At 69.5% G+C, this 24,150-nt stretch carries 29 protein-coding genes; 14 read left to right on the top strand and 15 right to left on the bottom strand.

Translation table 11 applies throughout. From position 1 onward, the window contains the following. Positions 1 to 66: 66 nt before the first annotated feature. The 4 genes from KGD87_RS24505 to KGD87_RS24520 all read right to left on the bottom strand — a co-directional run bounded on the left by KGD87_RS24505 (position 67) and on the right by KGD87_RS24520 (position 3,841). Entirely contained in the window at positions 67 to 789 is a 723-nt protein-coding gene (locus KGD87_RS24505) for a YebC/PmpR family DNA-binding transcriptional regulator (RefSeq protein ID WP_284663002.1), read from the bottom strand. A gap of 107 nt (positions 790 to 896) precedes the next feature. Beyond that, positions 897 to 1,100 carry a YbdD/YjiX family protein gene (locus tag KGD87_RS24510; RefSeq protein WP_284663004.1) on the bottom strand — a complete coding sequence of 68 codons (204 nt, stop codon included), beginning with the start codon at positions 1,098 to 1,100 and terminating at the stop codon, positions 897 to 899. A gap of 1 nt (position 1,101) precedes the next feature. Next, on the bottom strand, positions 1,102 to 3,165 hold the full coding sequence (locus KGD87_RS24515; protein WP_284663005.1) for a carbon starvation CstA family protein: 2,064 nt from the start codon (positions 3,163 to 3,165) through the stop codon (positions 1,102 to 1,104). Between the two features lie 115 nt (positions 3,166 to 3,280). Continuing rightward, positions 3,281 to 3,841 carry a methyltransferase domain-containing protein gene (locus KGD87_RS24520; RefSeq protein WP_284663006.1) on the bottom strand — a complete coding sequence of 187 codons (561 nt, stop codon included), beginning with the start codon at positions 3,839 to 3,841 and terminating at the stop codon, positions 3,281 to 3,283. A gap of 465 nt (positions 3,842 to 4,306) precedes the next feature. Here KGD87_RS24520 and KGD87_RS24525 point away from each other — a divergent pair, with 465 nt between their 5' ends. Beyond that, the gene (locus KGD87_RS24525) at positions 4,307 to 4,762 is read left to right on the top strand and encodes an HNH endonuclease (RefSeq protein ID WP_284663007.1); all 456 of its coding nucleotides are present in this window, start codon (positions 4,307 to 4,309) and stop codon (positions 4,760 to 4,762) included. Further along, complete coding sequence (locus KGD87_RS24530; protein WP_284663008.1) at positions 4,759 to 5,208, top strand: DUF4265 domain-containing protein; 450 nt, start codon at positions 4,759 to 4,761, stop codon at positions 5,206 to 5,208. Before KGD87_RS24525 ends, KGD87_RS24530 begins: the two co-directional genes overlap by 4 nt. Here the strand turns inward: KGD87_RS24530 and KGD87_RS24535 are convergent. Further along, a complete protein-coding gene (locus KGD87_RS24535) occupies positions 5,205 to 5,588 on the bottom strand; it encodes an Mpo1-like protein (RefSeq protein ID WP_284663010.1) in 384 nt (127 codons plus the stop codon). The genes KGD87_RS24530 and KGD87_RS24535 overlap by 4 nt on opposite strands. A 161-nt stretch (positions 5,589 to 5,749) precedes the next feature. Between KGD87_RS24535 and KGD87_RS24540 the strand changes: the two genes are divergently transcribed. Beyond that, a complete protein-coding gene (locus tag KGD87_RS24540; RefSeq protein WP_284668689.1) occupies positions 5,750 to 6,853 on the top strand; it encodes a hypothetical protein in 1,104 nt (367 codons plus the stop codon). A 3-nt stretch (positions 6,854 to 6,856) separates the two neighbouring features. Here the strand turns inward: KGD87_RS24540 and KGD87_RS24545 are convergent, their stop codons facing one another. Then, positions 6,857 to 7,210: a winged helix-turn-helix transcriptional regulator gene (locus KGD87_RS24545; RefSeq protein ID WP_163779052.1), complete on the bottom strand. Its 354-nt coding sequence runs from the start codon at positions 7,208 to 7,210 to the stop codon at positions 6,857 to 6,859. Positions 7,211 to 7,381: 171 nt separating this feature from the next. On the opposite strand from KGD87_RS24545, the gene KGD87_RS24550 reads away from it, so the two are divergent. Next, on the top strand, positions 7,382 to 7,984 hold the full coding sequence (locus KGD87_RS24550) for a malonic semialdehyde reductase (protein WP_284663011.1): 603 nt from the start codon (positions 7,382 to 7,384) through the stop codon (positions 7,982 to 7,984). A 22-nt stretch (positions 7,985 to 8,006) separates the two neighbouring features. On the opposite strand, the gene KGD87_RS24555 is transcribed toward KGD87_RS24550, so the two are convergent. Further along, complete coding sequence (locus KGD87_RS24555; RefSeq protein WP_284663013.1) at positions 8,007 to 8,777, bottom strand: class I SAM-dependent methyltransferase; 771 nt, start codon at positions 8,775 to 8,777, stop codon at positions 8,007 to 8,009. Between the two features lie 32 nt (positions 8,778 to 8,809). Next, positions 8,810 to 9,274: an acyl-CoA thioesterase gene (locus KGD87_RS24560; RefSeq protein WP_176411037.1), complete on the bottom strand. Its 465-nt coding sequence runs from the start codon at positions 9,272 to 9,274 to the stop codon at positions 8,810 to 8,812. Between the two features lie 185 nt (positions 9,275 to 9,459). Between KGD87_RS24560 and KGD87_RS24565 the strand changes: the two genes are divergently transcribed. Together KGD87_RS24565 and KGD87_RS24570 are read left to right on the top strand one after the other, a co-directional pair. Further along, the gene (locus KGD87_RS24565; protein WP_284663015.1) at positions 9,460 to 11,295 is read left to right on the top strand and encodes a metallophosphoesterase; all 1,836 of its coding nucleotides are present in this window, start codon (positions 9,460 to 9,462) and stop codon (positions 11,293 to 11,295) included. A 71-nt stretch (positions 11,296 to 11,366) separates the two neighbouring features. Further along, the gene (locus KGD87_RS24570; protein ID WP_284663016.1) at positions 11,367 to 12,083 is read left to right on the top strand and encodes a hypothetical protein; all 717 of its coding nucleotides are present in this window, start codon (positions 11,367 to 11,369) and stop codon (positions 12,081 to 12,083) included. Here the strand turns inward: KGD87_RS24570 and KGD87_RS24575 are convergent. Then, entirely contained in the window at positions 12,080 to 13,516 is a 1,437-nt protein-coding gene (locus tag KGD87_RS24575) for an aminotransferase-like domain-containing protein (RefSeq protein WP_284663017.1), read from the bottom strand. The genes KGD87_RS24570 and KGD87_RS24575 overlap by 4 nt on opposite strands. A gap of 209 nt (positions 13,517 to 13,725) precedes the next feature. On the opposite strand from KGD87_RS24575, the gene KGD87_RS24580 reads away from it, so the two are divergent. The 3 genes from KGD87_RS24580 to KGD87_RS24590 all read left to right on the top strand — a co-directional run bounded on the left by KGD87_RS24580 (position 13,726) and on the right by KGD87_RS24590 (position 15,680). Then, positions 13,726 to 14,055: a DUF2917 domain-containing protein gene (locus tag KGD87_RS24580; protein ID WP_284663018.1), complete on the top strand. Its 330-nt coding sequence runs from the start codon at positions 13,726 to 13,728 to the stop codon at positions 14,053 to 14,055. 38 nt (positions 14,056 to 14,093) lie between these two features. Beyond that, on the top strand, positions 14,094 to 14,861 hold the full coding sequence (locus tag KGD87_RS24585; protein ID WP_284663020.1) for a hypothetical protein: 768 nt from the start codon (positions 14,094 to 14,096) through the stop codon (positions 14,859 to 14,861). A gap of 105 nt (positions 14,862 to 14,966) precedes the next feature. Continuing rightward, positions 14,967 to 15,680, top strand: a complete 714-nt coding sequence (locus KGD87_RS24590; RefSeq protein ID WP_284663021.1) for a class I SAM-dependent methyltransferase — start codon at positions 14,967 to 14,969, stop codon at positions 15,678 to 15,680. 49 nt (positions 15,681 to 15,729) lie between these two features. Here the strand turns inward: KGD87_RS24590 and map are convergent, their stop codons facing one another. The 6 genes from map to KGD87_RS24620 form a co-directional block, all read right to left on the bottom strand. After that, on the bottom strand, positions 15,730 to 16,725 hold the full coding sequence (gene map / locus KGD87_RS24595; protein WP_284663023.1) for a type I methionyl aminopeptidase: 996 nt from the start codon (positions 16,723 to 16,725) through the stop codon (positions 15,730 to 15,732). Continuing rightward, positions 16,722 to 16,943: a hypothetical protein gene (locus tag KGD87_RS24600; protein WP_176420046.1), complete on the bottom strand. Its 222-nt coding sequence runs from the start codon at positions 16,941 to 16,943 to the stop codon at positions 16,722 to 16,724. The genes map and KGD87_RS24600 overlap by 4 nt, the downstream gene beginning before the upstream one ends. A 120-nt stretch (positions 16,944 to 17,063) precedes the next feature. After that, a complete protein-coding gene (locus KGD87_RS24605) occupies positions 17,064 to 17,327 on the bottom strand; it encodes a TraR/DksA family transcriptional regulator (RefSeq protein ID WP_284663026.1) in 264 nt (87 codons plus the stop codon). Positions 17,328 to 17,483: 156 nt separating this feature from the next. Continuing rightward, positions 17,484 to 18,131 carry an START domain-containing protein gene (locus KGD87_RS24610; protein WP_284663028.1) on the bottom strand — a complete coding sequence of 216 codons (648 nt, stop codon included), beginning with the start codon at positions 18,129 to 18,131 and terminating at the stop codon, positions 17,484 to 17,486. A 156-nt stretch (positions 18,132 to 18,287) separates the two neighbouring features. After that, positions 18,288 to 18,527, bottom strand: a complete 240-nt coding sequence (locus KGD87_RS24615) for a hypothetical protein (RefSeq protein ID WP_163779011.1) — start codon at positions 18,525 to 18,527, stop codon at positions 18,288 to 18,290. Further along, a complete protein-coding gene (locus tag KGD87_RS24620; RefSeq protein ID WP_284663030.1) occupies positions 18,524 to 19,144 on the bottom strand; it encodes a hypothetical protein in 621 nt (206 codons plus the stop codon). Before KGD87_RS24620 ends, KGD87_RS24615 begins: the two co-directional genes overlap by 4 nt. A gap of 109 nt (positions 19,145 to 19,253) precedes the next feature. On the opposite strand from KGD87_RS24620, the gene KGD87_RS24625 reads away from it, so the two are divergent. The 5 genes from KGD87_RS24625 to KGD87_RS24645 all read left to right on the top strand — a co-directional run bounded on the left by KGD87_RS24625 (position 19,254) and on the right by KGD87_RS24645 (position 24,010). Continuing rightward, a complete protein-coding gene (locus tag KGD87_RS24625; protein WP_284663032.1) occupies positions 19,254 to 19,805 on the top strand; it encodes a glutathione peroxidase in 552 nt (183 codons plus the stop codon). A gap of 95 nt (positions 19,806 to 19,900) precedes the next feature. Continuing rightward, on the top strand, positions 19,901 to 21,409 hold the full coding sequence (locus tag KGD87_RS24630) for an HAD-IG family 5'-nucleotidase (RefSeq protein WP_284663033.1): 1,509 nt from the start codon (positions 19,901 to 19,903) through the stop codon (positions 21,407 to 21,409). A gap of 106 nt (positions 21,410 to 21,515) precedes the next feature. Further along, complete coding sequence (locus KGD87_RS24635; RefSeq protein ID WP_284663034.1) at positions 21,516 to 22,004, top strand: hypothetical protein; 489 nt, start codon at positions 21,516 to 21,518, stop codon at positions 22,002 to 22,004. A gap of 108 nt (positions 22,005 to 22,112) precedes the next feature. Further along, positions 22,113 to 23,543: a serine/threonine-protein kinase gene (locus tag KGD87_RS24640; protein ID WP_350099686.1), complete on the top strand. Its 1,431-nt coding sequence runs from the start codon at positions 22,113 to 22,115 to the stop codon at positions 23,541 to 23,543. A 92-nt stretch (positions 23,544 to 23,635) separates the two neighbouring features. Next, positions 23,636 to 24,010 (top strand): DUF2019 domain-containing protein, encoded by a 375-nt coding sequence (locus KGD87_RS24645; protein WP_284663035.1) that lies wholly within the window; start codon positions 23,636 to 23,638, stop codon positions 24,008 to 24,010. Positions 24,011 to 24,150: the final 140 nt, after the last annotated feature.

A 24,150-nucleotide genomic window follows, 5' to 3' on the forward strand; every position in this document is an offset into this window, starting at 1 on the left:
GGCCACCGCGAAGCGCGGCGGTGGTCCCCTCAGGTGTCCTGCCGGGCGACAGCGAACCCGCCCCGCTCACGCCAGGTTGTGGAACACGCGCTGGACGTCGTCGTCCTGCTCCAGCGCGTCCACGAGCTCCAGCACCTCGGTGGCCTTGTCCTCGGGCAGCTCGATGGGGTTCTGCGCCACGTACTCGGAGTCAGCGGAGACGGGCACCAGGCCCTTGGCCTCGATGGCGGCCTGGAGCTGACCGAAGTCCGTGAAGGCGGAGCGGATGATGATTTGCTTCTCCCCCTTCTCACCCACGCCCTCGCCCATCTCCTGGAGGCCGTGGTCGATGAGCTCCAGCTCCAGCGCGTCCAGGTCCAGGCCCTCCGGGTTCAGCCGGAACACGCCCATTCGTTGGAACATGAAGGCCACGCTGCCCGTGGTGCCCAGGTTGCCGCTGTACTTGTTGAAGTGCATGCGCACGTTCGCCACGGTGCGCACGACGTTGTCCGTCGCCGTCTCCACCAGCAGCGCGATGCCGTGGGGCGCGTAGCCCTCATAGAGCACGATTTCGTAGTCGGTCGCCGACTGGCCGCTCGCGCGCTTGATGGCCGCGTCGACCTTGTCCTTCGGCATGTTCGCGGCGCGGGCGTTCTGGAGCACCCGGCGCAGCGTGGAGTTCGAATCAGGGTTCGGCCCACCCGCCTTCACCGCGATGGCGATGTCCTTGCTGATGCGCGTGAACACCTTCGCCATCTTGTTCCAGCGGGCCATCATCGTGGCCTTGCGTGTCTCGAAAATGCGTCCCATGGGAGGGATGTATAGGTCGGCCACGTTCCGCGTGGCTACTCCCTGTCGCGCCCCCGGGGCCCGGATGTTGACCAGGACAGTCCCGCCTGTCCCACCCCGCCCCCGTTTCAGCAGCAGCGGCCTCCGCCCCCGCGGTAGCGGGCCTGGAGCCTCTCGTCGAAGAAGCGGGCGTAGCTCATCACCTCCCGGTCCGGGTGGTGGCGGCGCATGTGCTCGACATAGGTGTCGTAGTCCGGAACACCAATCATCAGCCGGGCCACCCGCACCGCGCGGCGCCACGCGTGCCCCAGCCGAGCCCACACGGCGGCCATGTCAGCGGACCTCCGCCGGCAGCGGCACGGCGGGGGACTCCTTCGCGGTGGGCTCCGGGGACCGCCAGGCCGCCCGCGCGGCGCGCGCGCCGAAGAGCACCGTGGCCACCACCAGCACCATGAACACGCCCGTGAGGGCGGCGTCCACGTAGTCATTGGTGATGATGCGCTCCATCTCCTCCACGGACGCCGCGGGCGCCACCATCCGCCCCTCCGCCACCGCCGCGGAGAAGGCCCGCGCGTGGGCCAGGAAGGAGATGCGCACGTCGTCGCCAAACACCTTCTGCCACCCCGCCGTCAGCGTGCAGAGCACCAGCCACGCCGCGGGCACGGCGGGCACCCAGGCGTAGCGCTGCCGCTTCATCTTCACCAGGATGACGGTCGCCAGCGTGAGCGCGATGGCGGCCAGCATCTGGTTGGCGATGCCGAACAGCGGCCACAGCGTGTTGATGCCGCCCAGCGGGTCCACCACGCCCTGGTAGAGGAAGTACCCCCACGCCGCCACGCAGAGGGCCGTGGCGACCATGTTCGCCGCCCAGGACTCGGTGCGCTTGAGCGGGGCGTACACCAGCCCGGCCAGCTCCTGAATCATGAAGCGGCCCACGCGCGTGCCCGCGTCCACCGTGGTGAGGATGAACAGCGCCTCGAAGAGGATGGCGTAGTGGTACCAGAAGGCCATCATCCCCTCGCCCGACACCAGGCCATGGAGAATCTGCGCCATGCCCACCGCCAGCGTCGGCGCGCCGCCCGCGCGGGACAGGATGGTGGACTCGCCAATGTCCCTGGCTGTCTGGCTGAGCACCTCCGGCGTGACGACGAAGCCCCACTGGCTGATGGTGCGCGCGGCCTCCTCCACGGTGGTGCCAATCACCGACGGCGGCGAGTTCATGGAGAAGTACACGCCCGGGTCCAACACCGACGCGGCGATGAGCGCCATGATGGCGACGAAGGACTCCATCAACATGGAGCCGTAGCCCACCATCCGCGCGTCCCCCTCGCTGGCCAGCATCTTCGGCGTGGTGCCAGAGGAGATGAGCGAGTGCCACCCGGACACCGCGCCGCAGGCGATGGTGATGAACAGGAAGGGGAACAGCCCGCCGGAGAACACGGGCCCCGAGCCGTCGATGAAGCGCGTCATCGCCGGCATCCGCAGCTCCGGCGCGGCCAGGAGGATGCCCACGGCCAGGAGCAGCACGGTGCCAATCTTCAGGAAGGTGGACAGGTAGTCCCGAGGCGCCAGCAGCAGCCACACCGGCAGCACGGACGCGCAGAAGCCGTAGCCAATCAGCATCCACGCCAACGCCTTGGCGTCGAAGGTGAACGCGGCGCCCCAGTGCGGGTGCTCGGCGACGTGGCCCCCCAGCCAGATGGACAGCATCAGCAGCACGAAGCCCGCGATGGAGATCTCCAATACGCGGCCGGGGCGGAGGTAGCGCAGGTAGAGCCCCATCAGCACGGCGATGGGCATCGTCATCGCGACGGTGAAGGTGCCCCAGGGGCTGTGCGCCAGCGCCTTCACGACGACCAGCGCCAGCACGGCGAGGATGATCATCATGATCATCAACACGCCAATCATCGCCGTCACCCCGGCGGCGGGCCCCAGCTCCAGGCGCACCATGTCGCCCAGGGACTTGCCGTCGCGGCGCACGGAGAAGACCAGGATGACGAAGTCCTGCACCGCACCCGCCAGCACCGCGCCCACCAGAATCCACAGCGTGCCGGGCAGGTAGCCCATCTGCGCGGCCAGCACCGGGCCCACCAGCGGCCCCGCCCCCGCGATGGCGGCGAAGTGGTGGCCGAACAGCACCCACTTGTCCGTGGGCACGTAGTCCAGGCCATCGTTGCGCAGGTGTGCCGGCGTCGCGCGCGAGGGGTCCACGGCCAGCGCCTTGCGCGCCACGAAGCGGCCGTAGAAGCGGTAGCCAATGACGTAGACGGAGACGGACGCCACCACCAGCCAGATGGCGTTGATGCTTTCGCCTCGGTGCAGGGCCACCGTGCCCAGGCTCACCGCGCCCACGGCGGCGAGCAGCACCCAGCCCAACTTCCGCGCGACTCCACCCATGCGTGCCTCCATGTGGCGGCGCCATGCCGCTGCGCGCGGCGGGCACCGGCCTCCCACGGGCGGCTATAGCCCGGGCTCCGCACCCGGGGTAACAAATGCAGGGACGCGGCGCGCGTCAGCCCTTCGCGGGTTTCTCCAGGACGAGCCCGAAGTGCGTGTAGCAGGTCGGGTGCAGGTCCATGATGTTCTCGAAGTGGAAGACGCGGTGCGTGAGGCCCGCCGCGTGCGCGGGCGCCAGGACGCGCTGCTTCAAGGTGACGGCGTCGTAGAAGCGGCCGTGCCGCTCACCCCAGCGCGGGAACAGGTGGATGATGGGCTCCGCGTCGCGGCGGATGTCGTAACCCCACGCGGGGTCACACATGGTGAAGGCGTACTCGCCCAGGGACAGCGGGACGATGCAGACCTTGCCTCCGGGCCGGAGCACGCGCCCGGCCTCCCGGATGAAGCCCGTGTCCGCGCTCCCCTCGAAGTGCTCGAAGGAGCAGTGCAGCGTCATCGCGTCCACCGAGCCGTCCTCGAGCGGGAGCTCCGCCGCCGAGCCGCCAATCTGGTGGCCGTGGATGCCAGGCGGGAAGACGAGGTCCTGGGCGTAGATGTTCCGCGTCCGACCCAGCTCGCGGACGACATCCAGGTACGGGCTTGCTCGGGGTGGAGGCGATGTCCACGTAGACGGCATCCTCGCGCGCCACCAGCGGTTCAATCTGCTTCCACGTGAAGTAATACTGCGGCCGCTTCTCCCAATAGGGCTGGAAGCCGCAGAAGTGCCGGATGGTAGCGTTGCGCACCTGGAGCCCGTCCCAGAAGCGCTCCAGTTCCGCCACGTCGAAGCGGTAGGACTCGAAGGAGATGCCGGCCTGGCGCAGCTGCTTGAGCTGGGGGCCCGGGCCATAGCGGCCAAACCCCGTCAGGCTCAGCAGCTTCGACAGCGGCTCCGACGCCTTGTAGGCGGCGCGGTGCCGGACACTCTTCTTCACGCGGGTCAGCAGAGTCACGGAGGTCCCTGGGCGGATGCCCGAAACGAGCCGGATTCTGAGAGAGCGTTCCGGACGCGTCAATGCGACCCGGAGTCCGCATCCCTGGCGCGCCTGCTTGCCGAGACCTCACCCTGCCACCAAAGCCTCGCACGTGCGAGAGTGTTCTGATGCACACTCTTTATCTGGTCCTGCTCGCGGTCGCGGTCGCAACTCCATCCACGATGGAGGTCCCCGCGGCGCCCTCGCCCTTTGAACCCGCTCCGCTACTCGAGTCCGTCATTCCTGACGGTCAGGCGGGGATTGCGGGCAGGGACAAAGACAAGGACAAGGACAAGAAGGACCGGTCCGGAAAGGCCTTCACGAAGCGGCAGAAGACAATCGTGAAGGATCGGAACGCGAAGGAGAATGACGGAAAGATCCGCTGTGTGAATTGTGACGTCGAGACGGTCCCCGGCAAGAGGCACCAGAAGGGCGTGACGCCTCCGACAAACGAGGCCCATGTCGACCACAAGCGCGCCAGGTCGAAGGGAGGCGCGGGGGATGTGGAGAATGGACAGGTGCTCTGTCGGAAGTGCAACCTCAAGAAGGGCAACAGGCACTCTTGCGACGGGAAATCGAAATGAGCACTGCGGACAGCGATGACCGGGTCAAGATCATCTTCGAGCTGGAGAAGGACGAAGACGACTATCCCCCCGCCGACTCCGAGGGGCTCTGGGCGCGGCCTGTAGGAGAAGGGTTGTTCCAGCTCGACAACGTCCCCTTCTTCGCGAAGGGCGTCGCCTGCGAAGACGTCGTCTCCGCCGAGCTCGTGGACGGGGAGCTCCTGTTCCAGAAGGTCGTCCGTCCCTCGGGACATGCCACCCTGCGCCTCATCATCTACGACGAGGAGGAGGTTCCCTCCGTCAAGGCGCTCCTGGAGAAGCACGGCTGCGCCGTCGAGAAGAGCCATGTCCCCGGGCTCATCTCCGTGGATGTTCCGCCCGCGGTCTCTCTCGACGCCTTGAAGCCGCTCCTGGACGAAGGTGAAGACGCGGAGCGCTGGGGCTACGAGGAGGCGTGTCTGCCTTAGCGGGCCTGCTGCGCCGCGGGCACCGCGCGGGCTACCTCGCCCGAGCCCATGCCTCCCGCCTGGGCACGCGCCAGGTGCGGGGCCAGCCGTCCGGCGCCCATCAGCCCCGCCATGCGGAGGTCGGAGATGAACGACCAGAGCGGGTACTTGAACGACGCGGGCTTGTTCCGCTCGATGACGAAGTGGCTGAACCACGCGAAGCCGTAGGCGGCGACGAGCGCGGCCGGAACCAGCGCGCCGCGGCCCGTGACAGCGGCCGTCACGCCCAGCCCCACGCCCAGGGAAGTGCCCGTGAAGTGAAGCCAGCGCGTGGAGGGCAGCGCATGCTCCCGCAGGTAGAACGGCCAGAACTCGGCATAGGTCTCGATGCGGTCGGACATGGTGTGAAGTTAGGGCCCACGGGCAGGGACAGGCAAGGGTGCTCCCCACACCCCCACCCGCCAGGCAGGCCGTCCAGCATCCGTCATGTTTTCCAGTCGGAGGTCGCCCGCCCCGACCCGGGCCTGCCCGAGTCCTCCAGGTCATGAAAGACTCTGGAGCCATGACGGAGTGGATGCCCAAGCCGAACCCCTCGGTCGACCTGCGGACGCTGGCCCTCAGTCCAGAAGAGGGCTTCGTGCTCTCCCGCCTGGACGGCGCCACCCCGGCCCGGAACCTGCCCGCGCTGACGGGCCTCCCTCCCGAGCGGCTGCGGACCATCCTCTCCCGGCTCGTCGCCCAGGGCGCGCTGCTGCCCACACCCTCCGCGAGCCCGGCGGCCCCAGTCGCCGCTGCGCCCATGGCCTTCGAGCCCCAGCGGCGAACGGCCCCCGAGCCCGAAGCGGACCTCCCAGTGCTCGACCTGACGCCGCTGGACGCCGCGCCCGCAGCGGACCTGCCCCCACAAGACGCCGCGTCCGCCCCCGACGCGGCGACTGACGCCGAGGACGAGCCCGAGGTCGCCCTGGGCAACTACCGCCAGCTCTTCGAGCTCCGGCTGCACCCGCTCCCCGAGGACCAGCGCATCGCCCACGCCCACGCGGCGGAGGACCCCGTCCTCTCCGCGCTGTGCTTCGACCCGGTGCCCGCCGTCATCAAGGCCGTGCTGGAGAACGCGCGCACGGGCCTGCCCCATGCGCGACTCGTCGCGCGCTACCACCGCAACCCCGTGGGCCTGGAGGCGCTGTGCGCCCGGGCGGCCTTCGCGGCGGACACGGGAGTACGGCGCTGGCTCGTGCGCAACCCGCAGCTCCCCGCCAGCCTCTTCCGACGGCTGTGGAGCGCGCGCCGGCTCATGGAGCTACACAAGGTGGGCAATGACCGCGACGTGCCGGAGTCCACGCGGCGCGCGGCGCGCGAGGTGCTCCGCCAGCGCTTCGCCAGCGGCCCCGCGGAGGAGAAGGTGGAGCTCATCCTCAACACGGAGGGCCGCGCGCTGGCGGCGCTCATCGGCCTGCCGGTGGATGGGAAGACGGCGTCCCTGCTGTGCGGCCGCACCTACCGCTCGCCCATGCTCATCCAGAACATCGCCCGCTGGAGCGCGGCCCCGCCGGCCCTCATCGCCCACCTGCTGAAGCAAGAGGCGGTGCGGCGTCAGCCCCCGCTGCGCATGCTGCTCACCCGCCACCCGAACGCCCCGGCGGACGCGAAGCGCGGCGGCGCCTGAGCCTCACGCGGACTTGCGCTTGCGAGCAGCGGAGGCCGGTTTCACGTCCACCCAGCGCTCCGCCCACCGCGCCAGCTCATCCACGACCTTCCACAGCGCCTGTCCCTTCTCCGTGAGCTGGTACGCCACGCGGATGGGCGGCCCCGCGTCCACGTGACGCGACACCACGCCCTCCGCCTCCAGCTCCTTGAGCCGCTCCGACAGGACGCGCTCGCTGATGCCGCCAATCTCCTCACTCAGCTCGCCGAAGCGCCGGGGCCCCGCGAGCAGGATGCGCAGGATGAGGCCCGTCCAGCGCTTCCCCATCAGCTCGCTGGCCTTCTCGAACCGCACACACCGTGTCGGCGAATGCTCCATGGCGCCTCCTCCTCCGAATATAGCGAGCCGCCCTGCCTCCGGCACGGAAGTCCCAAGTCACTTACTTTTTGGAAGTAACTTGCACATTAAAAGCGACCCCATTACCTGAAGGACCATGGCGGTGGCCCCAGGAAGGTCACGCGCCGGACCCCTCGAGGAAGGGAATCGCCCATGGCAACGCAGCAAGCCGGCCTCGACACCCACGCGCTCAACCAGCTCTTTCTCGACGCCCGCACCCACAACGCGTGGCTCGACAAGCCGGTGGCGGACGACGTCCTCCAGCAGCTCTACGCGCTGACCCGGATGGCGCCCACGGCGGCCAACTCGCAGCCGGTGCGCATCGTCTTCGTGAAGAGCCGCGAGGCGAAGGAGCGGCTCAAGCCCACCCTGTCCCCGGGCAACGTGGACAAGACGATGAACGCGCCGGTGACGGCCATCATCGCGTACGACACCGAGTTCTACGAGAAGCTGCCCCAGCTCTTCCCCGCGCGGGACATGAAGACGGGCATCGCGAGCAGCCCCGCCGAGGTCCGGGAGAAGATGGCCTACATGAACAGCTCGCTGCAGGGCGGCTACTTCATCCTCGCCGCGCGGGCGCTGGGCCTGGACTGCGGCCCCATGGCGGGCTTCGACAACGCGAAGGCGGACGCGGCGTTCTTCCCGGAAGGGAAGTGGAAGTCCAACTTCCTCATCAACCTCGGCTACGGCGACGCGGAGAAGCTCTTCCCGCGCAACCCGCGCCTGGACTTCAGCGAGGCGTGCCGCATCGAGTAGCGGCCCGCCTCCCCGCGGAAGCTCAGGCCCGCCGCGCCGTGAGGATGGGCTGATGGAAGCCCGTCTCCTCCGGCGTGTGCCAGCGCGTATCCATCAGCCCCGCGCGCGTGAGCGCCCGCTCCAAATCCACGCGCTGGAGCGCGCGGTACACGCCGATGTGCTCGGTGGTGTGCCAGCCCTTGCCCTCGGGGCGGAGGATGAACTGGCGCACCGTGTACGTCCGTCCGTCCGCGGCCCAGTCCCAGATTTGGAAGAGGATGCGGCGGCCCTCGGGCGCCTCCAGGAGCCGCTCCGAGGTGAAGCGGGGCTGGCTCTGCGCCAGCGCGTCGGCGTCGCGCACGCTCAGCGCCACCAGCCCGCCGGGCGCCAGCTTCGACGTCATGGCGCGCGCCGCCGCGTCCAGGTCCTCGTCCGTCAGCAGGTGCGTCACCGCGTTGTCCAGCGCCAGCACCACCGGGAAGGTGCCCTCCACCTGCGCGTCCAGCGTGCGCAGGTCCGCCACGCCCGTGGTGAGGTGCACGTTCAGCGCGCGCGCCTCGCGCTCGGCGCGCGCCACGGCGGCGGGGCTCAAGTCGGTGGCATGGACGGTGTAGCCACGGCCCGCCAGCCCCAGCGCCTGGGTGCCAATGCCACACGCGCAGTCCAGCACGCGCCGGGGCGGCGGCGCCTCGCAGCGGCGCAGCAGCGCGTCCAGCATGGCGCCCTGCCGCTCCACGGTCTGCGGCCAGTTGGCGAAGAGCAGGTGATACTCCTCCGCCATGCCCTCGTAGAACCCCAGCGCCAGGTCGCTCATGGACGGCGCGCCGCTCGGAGACCGCCGCTCACTCACGAGCTGAAGGAGCGCCCCTCGAGCGCCTCGATGGCCGCGCGGAGCTCCGGCGGCACGGGGACCTTCTCGTGCGTGGCGTAGCGCAGGGTGACGATGACACAGCTGCCCCGGGTGTAGACGACGCCGTCGTCCTCTCCGGCCACCGCGTGCTCCAGGGTGAGGGAGGACGTGCCGATGCGGGTGGCACGGCAGCCGGCCACCAGGCGCGTGGGGAAGAGGACGGGACGCAGGTACTCCGCGTTGGTGGCCTTCAGGATGGGGCCCACGCCGTCGCGGTTCGTCCGCGCGTCCCCGGCGCCTGACGGGCCCGTCAGGCCGATGCGCGCGAAGTAGTGGATGCGGGCGGTCTCGAACCAGGTGAACGTGCGCGTGTTGTTGGCGTGGCCGAAGGCGTCCATCTCCCCCCAGTGGAGGGGGAAGGAGACAACCACCGGGAAGTCCTTGAGCGGCGAGTCCGGCATGCCCCCAGGGTGCCCCACCCGGCGGCCCCAGGGAACCGCGAACCGCGCCCGCCTGGCCTCCAGGCGAGGGCCACGGCCGTGGTAATCCAGGACAGCCATGCGTTCACGACTCCACACGTCCTCGCCCGCGGCCCCCGGGCTCGGCTCCACCGTCCCTTCCGGCCCCGTCCTGGAGCAGTCCGCTCATGGCCGCTGAGCGCGAGCCGTTGGAGCCGCTGGAGCCGCCACGAGCGGACCTCCCCGCCCAGGATTTGCGCCCCTACGCCTTGTCCCCGCGCGAGGGCCTGCCGCGGTCGGACCGGAGCCTGGCGGCGCATCGCCAGAAGCGGGCGGACATGGTGCGCTGGCTTCATCCCGCGCAGCTCTTGCGCACGGGCCTGGACGCGGTGGTGGCGGCTGTCTTCGGCGCGCGCGCGGACCAGCGGCTCATCGAAGCGGTGGTGCGGCCGCAGGTGCCCTACTTCGACTACTCGCAAGAGCCGATGCCCGAGGGCGGCTTCTGGCTGGACTACGTGTCGGACACCGGCGACGGCTGGAACTCCACCTACGCGGTGGCGCGGCTGCTGGCGCTGCCGGAGCTGACGCTGCCCGTGCAGGGCCAGCCCTCCGGGGAGCCCCACGCCACGCAGCGAGGACGGCTGCTCGTCTTCGGCGGTGACGGCGTGTATCCCGGCGCCAGCCGCGAGGTGTACGACGAGCGACTGGTGCAGCCCTATGAGGCGGCCATGCGGCGCTCGCATGCGCCCAGCCCGGACCTGTTCGTGATTCCGGGCAACCATGACTGGTACGATGGGCTCGGCGCCTTCCTGCGGCTGTTCTGCGCGAACCGGTGGATTGCCGGCCGGCGCACGCGGCAGAGCCGCAGCTACTTCGCGCTGAAGCTGCCCCAGCGGTGGTGGCTCATCGGCACGGACGTGCAGCTCAACAGCGACATCGACGTGCCGCAGGTGGAGTACTTCCGCGAAGTGGCCAGCCACATGGGCCCCGACGACCGCATCATCCTCTGCAACGCGGAGCCCGCCTGGATTCTGGCCGCCACCGAGCGGCGCAAGGGCAGCTACCTGGAGAACAACCTGGAGTACCTCCAGGAGAAGGTGTTCGGCCGGCGCATCAACGTCTTCCTCGCGGGCGATTTGCACCACTACCGGCGGCACGAGGACGCCGGCGGGCGGCAGAAAATCACCGCGGGCGGCGGCGGCGCGTTCCTCCACCCCACGCACGCGCCCTCCGCCCACGTCCTGCGGGACGGCTACACGCTGCAGAAGAGCTTCCCGGACGAATGGACGTCCCGGAAGCTGGCCCGGCAGAACCTGCTGCTCATCCGTCACAGTCCGCTGTTCGGTTTGTTGACGGGCGCGCTGTACCTGCTGCTGGCGCTGGCGGCCTACGCGGAGGTGGGCTCCTTCGGAATGTCACAGCTCTCGGACGTCATCCTCGCGGTGGCCAACAGCATGGTGGCCCGGCCGTGGACACTGGTGCTGGGCATGGGCACCATCGCCGGGCTCATCGGGCTGGCGGACTCGACCTTCGGCAAGTGGCGCACGCTGGCGGGTACGCTCCATGGGCTCGGGCACATCGCCGCGGCCTTCTTCGTGGCCTGGGGCGCCACCTACTTCACGGTGAGCTGCCTGGGCGTGTGCCCAGAAATCTCCGCGGACGGCATCCACTGCGAGGCGGGCTGGTGGCACCTGGCGGGCAAGTTCCTGCTGTCGTCGGGCTTCACCTTCCTGGGCGGCTTCCTGGTGGGGCCCTTCGTCATGGGCCTGTACCTGTGGCTGAGCGTGAACCGCTTCGGCGCGCACTCCAACGAGGCCTTCATCTCGCTCGCGCTCCCGGACTGGAAGAACTTCCTGCGCCTGCGCATCGGTGAAGACGGGCGGCTCACCGTCTTCCCCGTGGGCCTCGAACGCGTGCCTCGCAAGTGGAAGGAGACTCACGCGGGGCCTTACGCGCCCGCGCTCGACCCGGATGACCCGAAGGCCACCGCGCCCGTGCTCATCGAGCCTCCCATCCGCGTGTGAGCCGTGCCGCCCGCCGTCCCGGAAGCGCCTCTGCCATCCCCAGGCGCCCAAGTCCGGAGTAGACAGGGGCCATGAGCGCCCCGGTCTTCATCTATCTGACGCCTCCTGAAGGACTCGTGCCCCTGCTGACCCCAGCCCGGCTCGCGGCCTTCCGCGAATGGCTCTGGCGGGAGAACACGGAGCACCTGAGCGCGGAGGAGCTGGCCGACATCGATTCGGACGAGGAGCTCAAGGCCCTCCTCGCCTTCGTGGACCACCTGCTCCAGCAGGGCTCCGAGTCCCTGCGCAAGCCCCCCACCCGCCACGCGGACACGATGCTGGACCTGCTCGACGAGCTGTCCGACTACTTCACTCGCGACGAGGCGGGCACCCCGGAGGGCATGGAGCTGGCGACGGACCTCAAGCCCACCGACAAGCAGGTCCGCGCCTCGGACGTCGTCATCGCGGTGAACTGTCCCAAGCGGACGTTCGAGCTGTGGCGGCACCTCGTCTGGGGCCGGGCCCCGGACCGCGTGGTGGCGGAGGGCATCGGCCTGCGGCGCAACTTCCCCTCCATGGGCTACTGGACGTCCAACGAGGTCCGGCAGGTGCGCGACGACCTGCGCCAGCACCTGGGCGAGGCCCCCGACTACCCGCCGCTCACCGGCAAGGGCCGCTTCATGACGGCGCTCCGCCTGAAGCTGACACGGACCGGCCGGGGAGGCGCACCCGCCCCGGCGATTGACGCCATCGCCCGCGCCGTCGACCGGGCGGCCCGGGAAGGCGCGGGCCTGCTGTTCGCGCGTTAGACCAGGCCGCGCGCCAGCGCCCCCAGCGTGGACAGCGCCGCCTCGATGCGCGGCGTCCACGGGTGGCCACAGCTCAGCCGGAAGCAGTGGCGGTACGACTCCATCCGCGCGGAGAAGATGGGCCCCGGGGCGATGCTGATGCCCGCCTCCAGGGCCTTCGCGTGCAGCGCCAGCGAGTCCACCTGCCGCGGCAGCTCCACCCAGAGCAGGGCGCCGCCCGTGGGCCGCGTCACGCGCGTGCCTTCGGGGAAGGACTCCGCCACGGCCTCCGCCGTGCGCTCCACCTGTGCGGCGAGCCGGCGGCGCAGGGAGCGCAGGTGTCTGTCGTAGCCTCCACTCTGAAGGAAGCGCGCAATCGCATACTGGAGCACCGTGGCGGTCGCCACGGAGGTGGAGAACTTGAGCAACTCCACCCGCTCCCGGAAGCGGCCCGGCGCCACGTAGCCCACGCGAAACCCCGGCGCGAGCGTCTTCGAGAACGAGCTGCACAGCAGCACGTTCCCGCGCGTGTCGAACGCCTTGCATGAGCGCGGGCGCTCGGCGTCGAAGTGCAGGTCGCCGTAGATGTCGTCCTCGATGAGCGGCACGTCATGCGCATCCAGCAGGTTCACCAGCCGCTGGCGCCGCACGTCGGGCATGCAGCTCCCCACCGGGTTGCTGAAGCTGGGCACCACCAGGACCGCCGCGATGCGCCGCCGCGTCAGCGCCGCCTCCAGCGCCTCCATCTGCATGCCATTGCGCGGGCAGCAGGGAATCTCCAGCGCGCGCAGGCCCAGCGCCTCGATGGCCTGCAACGTCCCATAGTACGCGGGGGACTCGATGGCGATGGTGTCCCCGGGCCGCGCCACCGCGAGCAGGCACAGGTGGATGGCCTCGGACGTGCCGAAGGTGGTGATGAAGTCGTCCGCGGACAGCGAGCAGCCCCAGTCCAGGGAGCGGCGCGCGAGCTGCTGGCGCAACTCCAGACACCCGGGCAGCACGTCGTACAGGATGCTCCGGTCGCGCGCTTCGCGGCTGAGCGCGTTCAGCTCGCGGTACAGCCTGCGGACGGGCAGCAGCTCCGGCGAAGGCGAGGCGGCGCCCAGCTTCACCATGCGCTCGTCCCCCATGGATTGATAGACGCTCGCGACGAGCCCGCTCACGGTGACGGCGGTGGCGCTGGCCGCGGGCCGGGACACCTGGGGCTCCGCCAGCCGGGGGCGCTCACGGCGGCGCACGTAGTGGCCGGACTGCGGGCGCGTCTCGATGAGCCCCAGGGACTCCAGGTGCAGGTAGGCCTGGAGGACGGTGGAGATGCTCACCCGTTCGCGCAGGCTGAGCTGCCGCACGGACGGCAGCCTGTCTCCAGGCTGCAAGGTGCCCGCGGAGATGGCCTCCGCGAGCCGCTCCGCCACCTGTTCGTAGAGCTTCGTCTTGTGTGCCACCGCGCCCATGGCTCCTCCCAAAGTGAGCCGCATCCATCACGGCCAGCATCGGAGACGAGAACGGGCCCGTTGCCCAGATACAGCTCCCACTGACAGCGACCGGTACAGTTCGTTGGAGCAGAACTGTACTGGTAACAATCACAATGGACTGAATCTGTTCCGCATCCGCCGCCCGACGCATGTTGGCCTCCACGGAGGACGCGGCGATGTGGGACTGGATGAGGAGGGTGACGAACTGGCTGCGGTTTGAAGCAGCGCCCGCGCGGAGCCTGGGCCCGGTTCACCTGGCCCAGGGCGCCTTGTGGAGCGAGCACCCTCGGAGCGGACAGCCCCTGACGCTGACGTGCCGCGAGGGCCTGCTGTGGCTCACCTGCGAAGGGGATGCGAAGGATTACGTGCTACACCCCGGCGACACCCTCCGCCTGGAACGCTCCGGACACGTGGTGATGCAGGCGCTGAGGCCCTCGCGCTTCTGCATGATGCAGCGCACCCCGGCCCATCCGCCGTGCACGCCTCCAGCGCGGGAGCATGAGGCCCCTGTCCGATAGTCCGTGCCATTCCCCGACTTGCTATCGTCCGCGCCATCATGCCCAGCGCCCCTGACTGTCGCCGCCTCGCCGCGCTCATCACGCTCGTGTCTTCGCTCCTCACCGCTCAAGCCGCGGAGGTCTCCCCGGCGGAACGGGTGGAGACCTCGCCGGGCCTTTCACCTGATGCCGTGCGGCGCGCCTTCGACAGCCAACGCCAGACGCTGGCCTCCTGCATGCGCCTGGTCTCCATCCAGCGCAAGGAGGACAACGCCCTGGAGTTCGTGCCCTGGAAGCCGTCACCCGACACGGATGACCGCCTCCGGATGCGCTTCACCCTGAAGCCGGACGGCACGATTCTGGAGGAAGACAGGGGACCGGAAGCCTATGACGTGCGGTCGATGTTCCTCGACACCGGCTGCGCGGAGGAGAAGCTGAAGGCCTGGTCCTTCCCGCGCTTCGCAGCGAACCCTGACGAGCGGGTGCAGGTCGAGCTGTGGGCGCGGTTCCGGACCACGGAGGCGGAACGGACGGCGGCAGCCACCCGGTTGCGTGACTTCTACAGCGGCCTCTGCAAGGCCCTCTCCGCACTGAAAGTCACTCAACAGCCGCGGGCCGGCGCGGAATGGCGCGCCACCATCAAGCGCTTCCTCGCCGAGCACGGCGCGCACGTCGACCCGGGCATCCGCGGTGCCATGAAGGCGGTTGGAGACATCGCGGGCTCCGACGTGGCGAGCGCCATCACGATTTATGAGCGCAGCATGGAGGAGTCGCTCGCCACGACCCTGCCCTGCCCGAAGCTCCGCGCCTGGGTGAAGGAGGAGTGAGCCCGGGCGCGCGTCCCCGCCGATTCAACCTGAACCCCCGCTCTCCCGAACATCGAAGCCGCGGCGCATCCTCGGGGTCCATCTGCTTTCACCCGAGGTCCCCTCATGACGCATGAGCACTCCGCCCACCACCTCGTCGTGGCGGGCTTCGGCGCGGACCGCGCCCCCCACTACGACGCCCAGGCCGCCATCAACCTCGCGGGCGCGCCGGCCGTCTATGAACTCGGCGCCACCGCGCTGACAGCCCAGCTCGACGGGCAGGACGCCGCAGCCATCCTCTTCGTGGGCGTGGGCACGGGCGCGGAGCTGGTGCCCTACCACCGCTTCGAGGTTCCGGGCTGGCGCTTCACGGGCGTGGAGCCTTCGGAGCCCATGCTCGCCGTCGCCCGCAAGCGGCTGGAGGACGAAGGGCTGCGCTCGCGCACCCACCTGCACCAGGGCGAGCTGCACACCCTGCCCGCCAGCGCCCCGTTCGACGGCGCGCAGGTGATGGGCGTCCTCCACCACGTGGAGGGAGAGGAGGCCCGCATGGCGCTGCTGCGCGAGGTGACGCGGCGGCTCAAGCCGGGAGCGCCGCTGGTCCTGGGCTGCCGCGTCGGCATGGACCCCGTGCTGACGAACCTCGAGCTGCGGCGGTTGCGGGCCTGCGGCGTCTCCCCGGAGGCGCTGGAGCGGCGACGCCAGATGTCCGCCCTGATGAAGCCCATCCCGTCCGACGCCGCGCTCTTCGACATGTTCGCGAGGGCGGGACTGGTGGAGCCTCGCACCCTCTTCGTGTCACTTCAGTACAAGGTGTTCCTGGCGCGCAACGCGCCTTGAGAACCCGGAGCGCACGGCCGGAAGAGCCCGGCCGCGCGCGTCCACGGGCTCACGGCACGGTGAGGATTTCCGCGCCCTGCTCGGTGACGAGCAGGGTGTGCTCGAACTGGGCGCTGCGGCTGCCGTCGGCGGTGACGGCGGTCCACTCGTCATCCCAGGTGCGGTGACCCCAGCCGCCCAGGTTGATCATCGGCTCGACGGTGAAAATCATGCCGGGCTGCATGACGGTGTCGGCCTCGGCCTCGTAGTAGTGCGGAATCTGGAGCGAGGTGTGGAACGTCTCGCCGATGCCGTGGCCGCAGTAGGCGCGCACCACGCTCATGCCGTTCTGGGTGGCATGCGTCTCAATCGCGCGGCCGATGTCGCTGATGGGCCGGCCCGGCTTCACCGCGGCGATGCCCTTCTCCAGGCACTCGCGCGTCACGCGCACCAGCCGCTGGCTCTCCTCGTCCACGTTGCCCACGAAGAACGTCGCCGAGCAGTCACCGTGCACGCCATCCAGGAAGATGGTGACGTCCAGGTTGACGATATCGCCGTCCTCCAGCGCCCGGCTGTCCGGGATGCCGTGGCAGATGACCTCGTTCACGGACGAGCAGAGCGACTTCGGATAGCGGTGGTAGTTGAGCGTGCTCGGGTACCCGCCCCGCTGGATGTAAGCCTCGTGGGTAATCGCATCCAGCTCGTCCGTGGTGATGCCCGGACGCACGTGCGACCCCACCTCCCGCAGCACCTCGGCGGCGGCCTTGCACGCCTTGCGCATGCGGGCGATGACGTCCGGCGTCTTGATGTCGGAGCCCACGTCCTTGCGCGACGGACGGCCCGTCAGCGCGTAGTCCGGCCGGGGGATGTGGAGCGGCACCTCGCGGCGGGGGCTGATGACGCCCGGGCGGACGCCCTTGCGGAGGACGTCCGGGCCCTTCTTGCGCGCCTCGACGGCATCCGCGCCGCGGTGGCACTTCTTGTACTTGGTGCCACTGCCACACCAGCAGGTGTCGTTGGGCCCCGGAAGCACGGCGGGCGGGGTACGGGGAACGGCGGTAGTCATGACTCACCTCCAGCGCGAAGCTGCTCGGGCTTACGGGCGCGCATCCAGCGCACCACCTGGGGACGAAGCCAAAGCCGGGGCCGCCCCGTTCCCAGGTCCAGGACGGGCCGGGGCATGTCGGGATAGCGGCGCAGGTAGGTGCTGACGCTGTTGGAGTGGCGCAGGCGCAGCAACCCGGCCACCGCCTGAGCGTCAATCAGGTCTTCGGTCTTCACCATGGGACACATGTCGGGCGTGTCTATACCCCTAGACACGCACCCATGCACGGCTTCTTTCCCAGGCGGGGCGGCGTCACTGCGCGCCAGGCAACCCCGCCCGCCCGGGCAGGGAGCGGGCCTTCAGCGCGCCAGGGCAGCACACGTCAGGCAGTGCCGGGCCTCTGGGACAGCGCGCAGCCGGTGCCGGCCAATGGCCCCGCCGCAGCGCGCGCAGCGGCCGAACTCGCCCTGGGCAATGCGTGTCAGCGCCTCCTCGATGTCCCGCAGCTCCTGCGCCTCCGCCTGGGTGAAGGACAGGCCCCCTCCCCCCGACGAGGCCCGAGCGCGCAGCCGACGGCTGCGTTGCCGCAGTGCTTCCTGGGCCTCCCGAGCCAGCAGCTCCACGTTCGCCTCCCACCGCGGCCACCGCAGGCCCCGCGGCCCAGCGCCGGGTAATGCTTTCAGGAAGCGTGCCTTGCGGTGCGCGTCGCGAGCTTCCTGGAGGCGCGCAAGGCTTGCGCACTCCGGCCAGGGCCCCGCATCGGTTGCGGCGCACCGGCGTCACTTCGCTTTCGCACGGGACGCGGCGCGTTCCCGGGCGCGCTTCTCCACCGCGCGGAACGTGTCCTCCACGGCGTCCTTCTGCCCCATGCGCGCCAGGAAGCCAGGGATGGAGCCGGCCGGGTCCACGCTGAAGCGGTACACGGCATGGGACTTCCCTTCGCCGCGAGGCTCCACACGCCAGCTCCCCTCGTTGAGCCGGAGGCGCACCGTGCCGCGCCGCTGGGGGATGGCGTCCGGCGTCGCCTGCCAGCGCTGCGCGAACACCCCCGAGCCGTCCTCCGCCAGCTTCGACTCCAGCACCACGTCGCAGACGTAGTCGCGCGAGGACACCACCGGCAGGTCCAGCTTCGTGTACGTGCGCTGCCCTTCGTCCGGAAGGTCCTTCAGGATGCGGGACTCCTTCACATACGGCATCCAGCGCCGGTAGGCGTCCACGTCCCGCAGCACCGCCTGGACGTCCGCGGCGCTCGCGGCCAGCTCGCCCTCCGCCCACACGTCCTTGGCCTCGGAGCCCGGGCGCGCGCGGACCTTCACCACGTAGGGCTTCTCCGCCACCGTCTTCCACGCCTCTTCGGCGCGGGCTGCTCCGGCGGCGAGCCCCAGCACACAGGCGGACAGGGCCGCCCCACTCCACAGCATCTTCATGCAAGCTTCCTTCGCGGCTCGGGCCGGTGGTGACGTCACGTCAGCCTCCGACACCCAGGCGCGGCGGCACATTCACGAATGTGCAACGGGCCCACGCAAGCTCTGCCCCCGAGCCACCATCCAAGATGGCCCGGGGCGGCAATGCCACACCGCGCCCTACGGCACGCGGATGGCCCGCCCACCGAACGCCGGGCTGGCCATGACATCCATTGCCAGACGGTCGGCGTAGGGGCGGCCCAGCCGGCCGTAGGCGTCCGCTTCCTGGGCGGTGAGGACCACCCGCACCGTGAACTGGGCGATGCCTCCCACGACCACGTCGAGGAAGAGCGCCCCTTCCGCCGAGCGCACCAGCCGGTACATCAGCGGGCTCTGGATGAGGACCTGCTCCTCGCTCACGGAATCTCCGTCACCACCGCCTGGGAGACGGGCGCGTCGATGACCATCAACTCCGGCACGCCGCCAGAGGTGTAGCCACCGAACTTGAAGCAGTCCGTGTCCGCCTCGCTGGTGCACTTCCACACGCCCAGGTCGCTGTCCACGGGCAGGCGCACGCACACGCCGGTGGCCGCCAGGTCCAGCGTCATCATCCGCAGCGGGCCCTCGAAGTTCTTCGCCGGCAGGCCCAGCGCCTGGCCAATCACCGCCGGGTCATGCGCGCCGTCCACCATCGACTTCTCGACGGCGGCCTGGATGGTCTCCGACGGCGCGGCGAACAGGTAGCAGCCACTGTCATTGCAGCGGCCAAAGTTCCGCGCGTTCGGCTTCACCACGAAGTTCTGGTACGCGGAGTCCGTCATCAGCCACGACACCTTCTTCCCGGGGAAGTTCTTCGCCAGGTGTTGCTCCACGCTCCACGGGCTGGCGCGCTCGTCGGCCTCGCGGGAGATTTGCGCCTGCTGCGCATCACAGGCCTGCGGCTGCGCCGGGGTGGGGGTGACGCCGCCGCCTCCCGTGTGCTTGCAGCCGGACAGCAGGAAGACACCAAGGAGCAGGCTCCGAATCGTCCACGACATGGGCAGACCTCCAGTGGGGAAAGGTTGGAAGGAGGTGATGGATAGTCGTCAATTCTGGATTTTACAATCTCCCCGGCCTACGCCCCACCGAGCGGTTATAGGGTGTGGCATGAGCCAGAACCTCTACGACATTCCCCTCAAGTCCATTGACGGTGCCCCGCAGTCGCTCGGCCAGTTCAAGGGCAAGGTCCTGCTGGTGGTCAACGTGGCCTCCAAGTGCGGTTTGACGCCGCAGTACGAAGGCCTGGAGAAGCTCTACGAGCGCAAGCGCGCCGAGGGCTTCGAGGTGCTGGGCTTCCCGGCCAACGACTTCCTGGGCCAGGAGCCGGGCAGCGAGTCGGAAATCAAGGACTTCTGCACGCTGACCTACGACGTGAAGTTCCCGCTGTTCTCCAAGACTTCGGTGGTGGGCGCGGACAAGCACCCGCTCTACCACGCGCTGACGGGCGCCATCCCGGACGCCGTGGGCGAAGGCCCCATGCGCAGCCGGCTCCAGGGCTACGGCATCACCGCCAACCCCGTGCCGGAGGTGCAGTGGAACTTCGAGAAGTTCCTCGTCGGGCGTGACGGCCGCGTCACCGCGCGGTTCGCGCCGGACGTCGCCGCGGACGACGCGCGCCTGCTGGCCGCCATCGACGCGGAGCTCGCGAAGCAGGCCTGAGCCGGCCGGGGTGCCGCTGGACCTCTGCCGTCCAGCGGACGGGCCCTGACGAAAGCAGTGACTTTTCGCGCGCTCCGGGGCAAGCCAGGGGGGCCATGAGCACGTTCATTCCTGGTCCCCCGCCCGAGCGCGGACTGTTCTGCAACCGCACCCTCAACCTGCGCGCCATCAAGGCGGTGGGTTACGACATGGATTACACGCTCATCCACTACCATGTGGAGGCGTGGGAGCGCCGCGCCTACGAGCACATCCGCGACCGGCTCGTGGAGCAGGGCTGGCCGGTGGCGGACCTGTCGTTCGACCCCGAGCTGTCGATGCGCGGCCTCATCATCGACACGGAGAAGGGCAACCTCCTCAAGGCCAACCGCTTCGGCTTCGTGAAGAAGGCGCTGCACGGCACGCAGGCCATGAGCTTCGAGGCCCAGCGTGACGAATACGCGCGCACCATCATCGACCTGCATGAGCGGCGCTGGGTGTTCCTCAACACGCTCTTCTCGCTGTCGGAGGCGTGCATCTACGCGCAGCTCGTGGACCGGCTGGACGCCGGCCAGCTCCCCGGCCCCATGGGCTATTCGGACCTCTATGAGCACGTGCGCAAGAACCTGGACGCCGCGCACATGCAGGGGCGGCTGAAGGCGGAGATCATCGCCGACCCGGAGCGCTACGTCATCGACGACCCGGAGACGCCGCTGGCGCTGCTGGACCAGCGCAACGCCGGCAAGAAGCTGCTGCTCATCACCAACAGCGAGTGGGCCTACACCGAGCCCATGATGCACTTCGCCTTCGACCGGCACCTGCCGGACGGCATGACGTGGCGGCAGCTCTTCGACGTGGTGATTGTCTCCGCGCGCAAGCCGGAGTTCTTCACCACGCGCTCGTCGCTCTTTGAAGTCGTGGAGTCCAGCGGCGAGGCGCTGCTGCGTCCGCACTCAGGCCCCTTCAAGCCCGGCACGCCGTACTTCGGCGGCAGCGCGGTGGAGCTGGAGCGCCACCTGGGCATGAACGGTGACCAGATTCTCTACGTGGGCGACCACATGTTCGGCGACGTGCACGTGACGAAGAACGTGCTGCGCTGGCGCACGGCGCTCATCCTGCGCGAGCTGGAGGACGAGGTGCGCGCCATCGCCTCGTTCCGCGCCACGGAGTCCCGGCTGGCCGAGCGCATGGTGGTGAAGGAGCGGCTGGAGGCGGAGAGCCGCCAGATTCGCCTGGAGCTCCAGCGGCGGCGCTTCCAGTACGGCCCGCGCACGGACACGCCGACGGAGACGGAGCTGGTGGCGCGGCAGGCCACGCTGCGCACGGAGCTGGAGGCGCTGGACGCGGAGCTGGGGCCCCTGGCGCGCGCGGCCACCGAGCTGTCCAATCCCATCTGGGGCCTGCTGACGCGCGCGGGCAATGACAAGAGCCACTTGGCTCGGCAGGTGGAGCGGTACGCGGACATCTACACGTCGCGCGTGTCCAACTTCCTGTTCGCCACGCCCTTCGTCTACCTGCGCAGCCCGCGCGGCAGCCTCCCGCATGACCCGAGCCTGCCCGGCGGCACTCCCGTCTTCGGCACCAGCGAGGCCGGCGGCGGCATGTCCGGCACGGACGGCGGGGAGTAGCCGGCGTCCTACCGGCAGGGGCGGATGCGTAGAGCCTCGGATTCATTGAACTTTCGTTCAGTGCCCCTTCGAGGCGAGGGCAGGCAGGCATCCTCCTCCACAGGGCATGTCAGACCGCCCCGGTATGAGTGCTCTTGTGAGCCACTCGACCGCGAACAGCTCTTCGACGCGCATCCTCGAGCAGCGCAACCTGCTTGGGGGCATGGACCTGGAACCGGTGCTGGGCGGCAAGGGCCGCAAGCGCGCCCGGCGCTTCCACGTCGCCTCGGAGCGGCGGGTGGGGTTCGCCGCGGCGCTGGCGCTGGTGGTGGAGCATGGCAAGCAGAAGGCGAAGGAGACGGGCGTCACGTCCCTGAGCACCTGCCCCCGCTGCGGCCACAGAGGCCCCACGGCGCAGGACTTCGGCTACCGCATCATGCGCGGTGAGCGCCGGCCCCAGTCCTGGTGCCGCGGCTGCCGGGGCCTGCACCTGGAGCCCTCGGAGACGTCGCGGACCAGCAACAGCGCGCCGCGCGACACGGACGGCTGGCTGTTCCCGCCGGAGAGCACCACCAGCACCCGCCCGCCCCGGCGTGGCAACGGGTCGTCGACGTAGCACCGGGCCCCTGGGCGCACGCCGACCGGGAGATGCCCTGACACCCTCTGTTCCAACCAGTAGGCTCGCCGCCAGCGTAGCGCCCCTCCTCTTTGCACGGGGTCTGCAATGGGACTTGGCAACCTGAATCCAGCACGTCTGCCACCAGGAACACGCATAGGGCGGTGGCGCGTGTTGGAGCGCCGAGGTTGGGGAACCTACGGCGCCGTCTATCGTGCAATCCACGCAGCAGGCCACTCGGCTCCCGTTGCGCTCAAAGTCGCACTGCACCTAAGCGATGAGCGCTTCGCTCGCGAAGCGGAGCTGCTCTCTCGGATCCGCCATCGGAGCGTTCCGCGCCTGGTGGACCATGGGAGCTGGCAGCAAGCGGCGGGCGCCACGCACCCCTACCTCGCCATGGAGTGGATAGAGGGCGTGTCCCTATCCGAGTGGGGGCGAGTGCGACGCCCCACCTCGCGGCAGGTGCTCAACGTCCTCGCCAGCCTCGCGAGCGCGCTTGAGGCCACCCATGCCGCGGGCGGGGTCCACAGAGATGTGAAGGAATACAACGTGCTGGTGCGTGCTACGGACGACCAGGTCTTCTTGATCGACTTCGGGTCAGGACACTACGTAGGTGCCGCCCCCCTCACGCCACCGCCGTTTCCTCCGGGGACGCCTCCCTATCGCTCACCCGAGGCGTGGCGCTCGGCGCGGCATCCCACGCGTGAGTCGACTTCCGCCTACGCGCCCGGACCCGCGGATGATGTCTTCGCCCTGGGGGTAACAGCCTATCGGCTCGTGACCGGCGAGTACCCGCTCGCAACGGCGCAGCTGGATGATGCGCTCCACGCCTGGAATCCGAAGGGCCCGGGGGTTCACCTGCCATGCGCAGTCAACGTTCGATGCTGCGCGGAGTTGAGCGCGCTTGTATCCCAGATGCTGGCCGTGCAGCCCGAGGCACGCGGTAGCCCCCAAGCACTGGCCGAAGCGCTGACACGGGCCGCCACCCAGGCAGGCCCCGAGGCAGACTTGCCACTTGTGGCCCAGGAGGACTTCCAGTCCAGCGACGCTGGAGCTGGCACCCACCACGCCGTGCCTCAAGCATCCAGGTGGACTCGGTGGTCAAGGTTCACGGTAGCAGGCTCCCTGGGAAGCGCCTTGGCACTTGGCGCCATGTGGATGCTGCGCGGAGACTCCGAGAGAACCGAGCAGGCTCACGCATCCAAGTCCGAGGGAGTGAAGGATGGTGGCACAGTGGCCGTCGGAGACTCCGCATTGACGGCCCCGAGCCCCCTGCGGCGGGCTCCATCTGCGTGGTCAACCATCGCTGTAGATCTTCCGCCCAGACCCATCCCAGGCCAGACACGAACAGATGCTTCTGGCCGCTGCCCAAGCAAAACACAAATCCCCATCAATGGCGGATGCTGGGTGAAGTTAGACGTGAAATTAAAGGATTGCGACCCGGACTGGAATTACATCATCTACAAGGGCGCGTGTTACGGCCCCACGTTCCCATCAGCGCGGCCATCTACCTCGGGCCCTTCCGAGCCACCCTTTTAAACATCTTGCGAGGACGCGTGACGTCGCGACCTGTCGGCGCACCTCGCCTCCTGGCGCGTAGCCCTTCTTCTTCCGTGGTTCGGAGTCCTGCCATGAAGGCACACGAACTCGGAAAGCTTGATACCGCCCGGTTGGTGGACCATTTCCGGGAAGTCTCAGCGCGACATGGACGCCTGCTGAACGCCCGGAAGACCCAGGCGGCCAACCGGGCGTACGACGCCGCTGCCGAGGCGCGGAGCGAGTTGACCACGCGAGGGCCCGCCGTGCTGCCGCTTCTGCGGAACCTCCTGACGGCGTCCGAGCCAGGAACCCGCTACTGGGCCGCGACGGCCTTATTATTGAAGTCCGCACCCGATGAGGCGGAGCGCGCTCTGGAGGATCTGGCCGCGCCGCCGATGAGCCAGGTCGGCCTCAGTGCCGCACTGACGCTCCGGGAGTGGAAGAGCGGGAAATACCCACCCTCATGACCTCCGCCGTCTCTCGGAGGGGGATGGAAAAGCCGTGGCGCCGTCCTTACCTCACCCGGAGGGAGGCAAAGAACCACCAGCACCCGCCCGCCCCGGTGTGGGAACGGGTCGTCGACGTAGCACCGGGCCTCATCCGTCTT

Origin of the sequence: Myxococcus sp. SDU36 (assembly GCF_030168875.1) — a bacterium.
Classification (GTDB): domain Bacteria; phylum Myxococcota; class Myxococcia; order Myxococcales; family Myxococcaceae; genus Myxococcus; species Myxococcus vastator.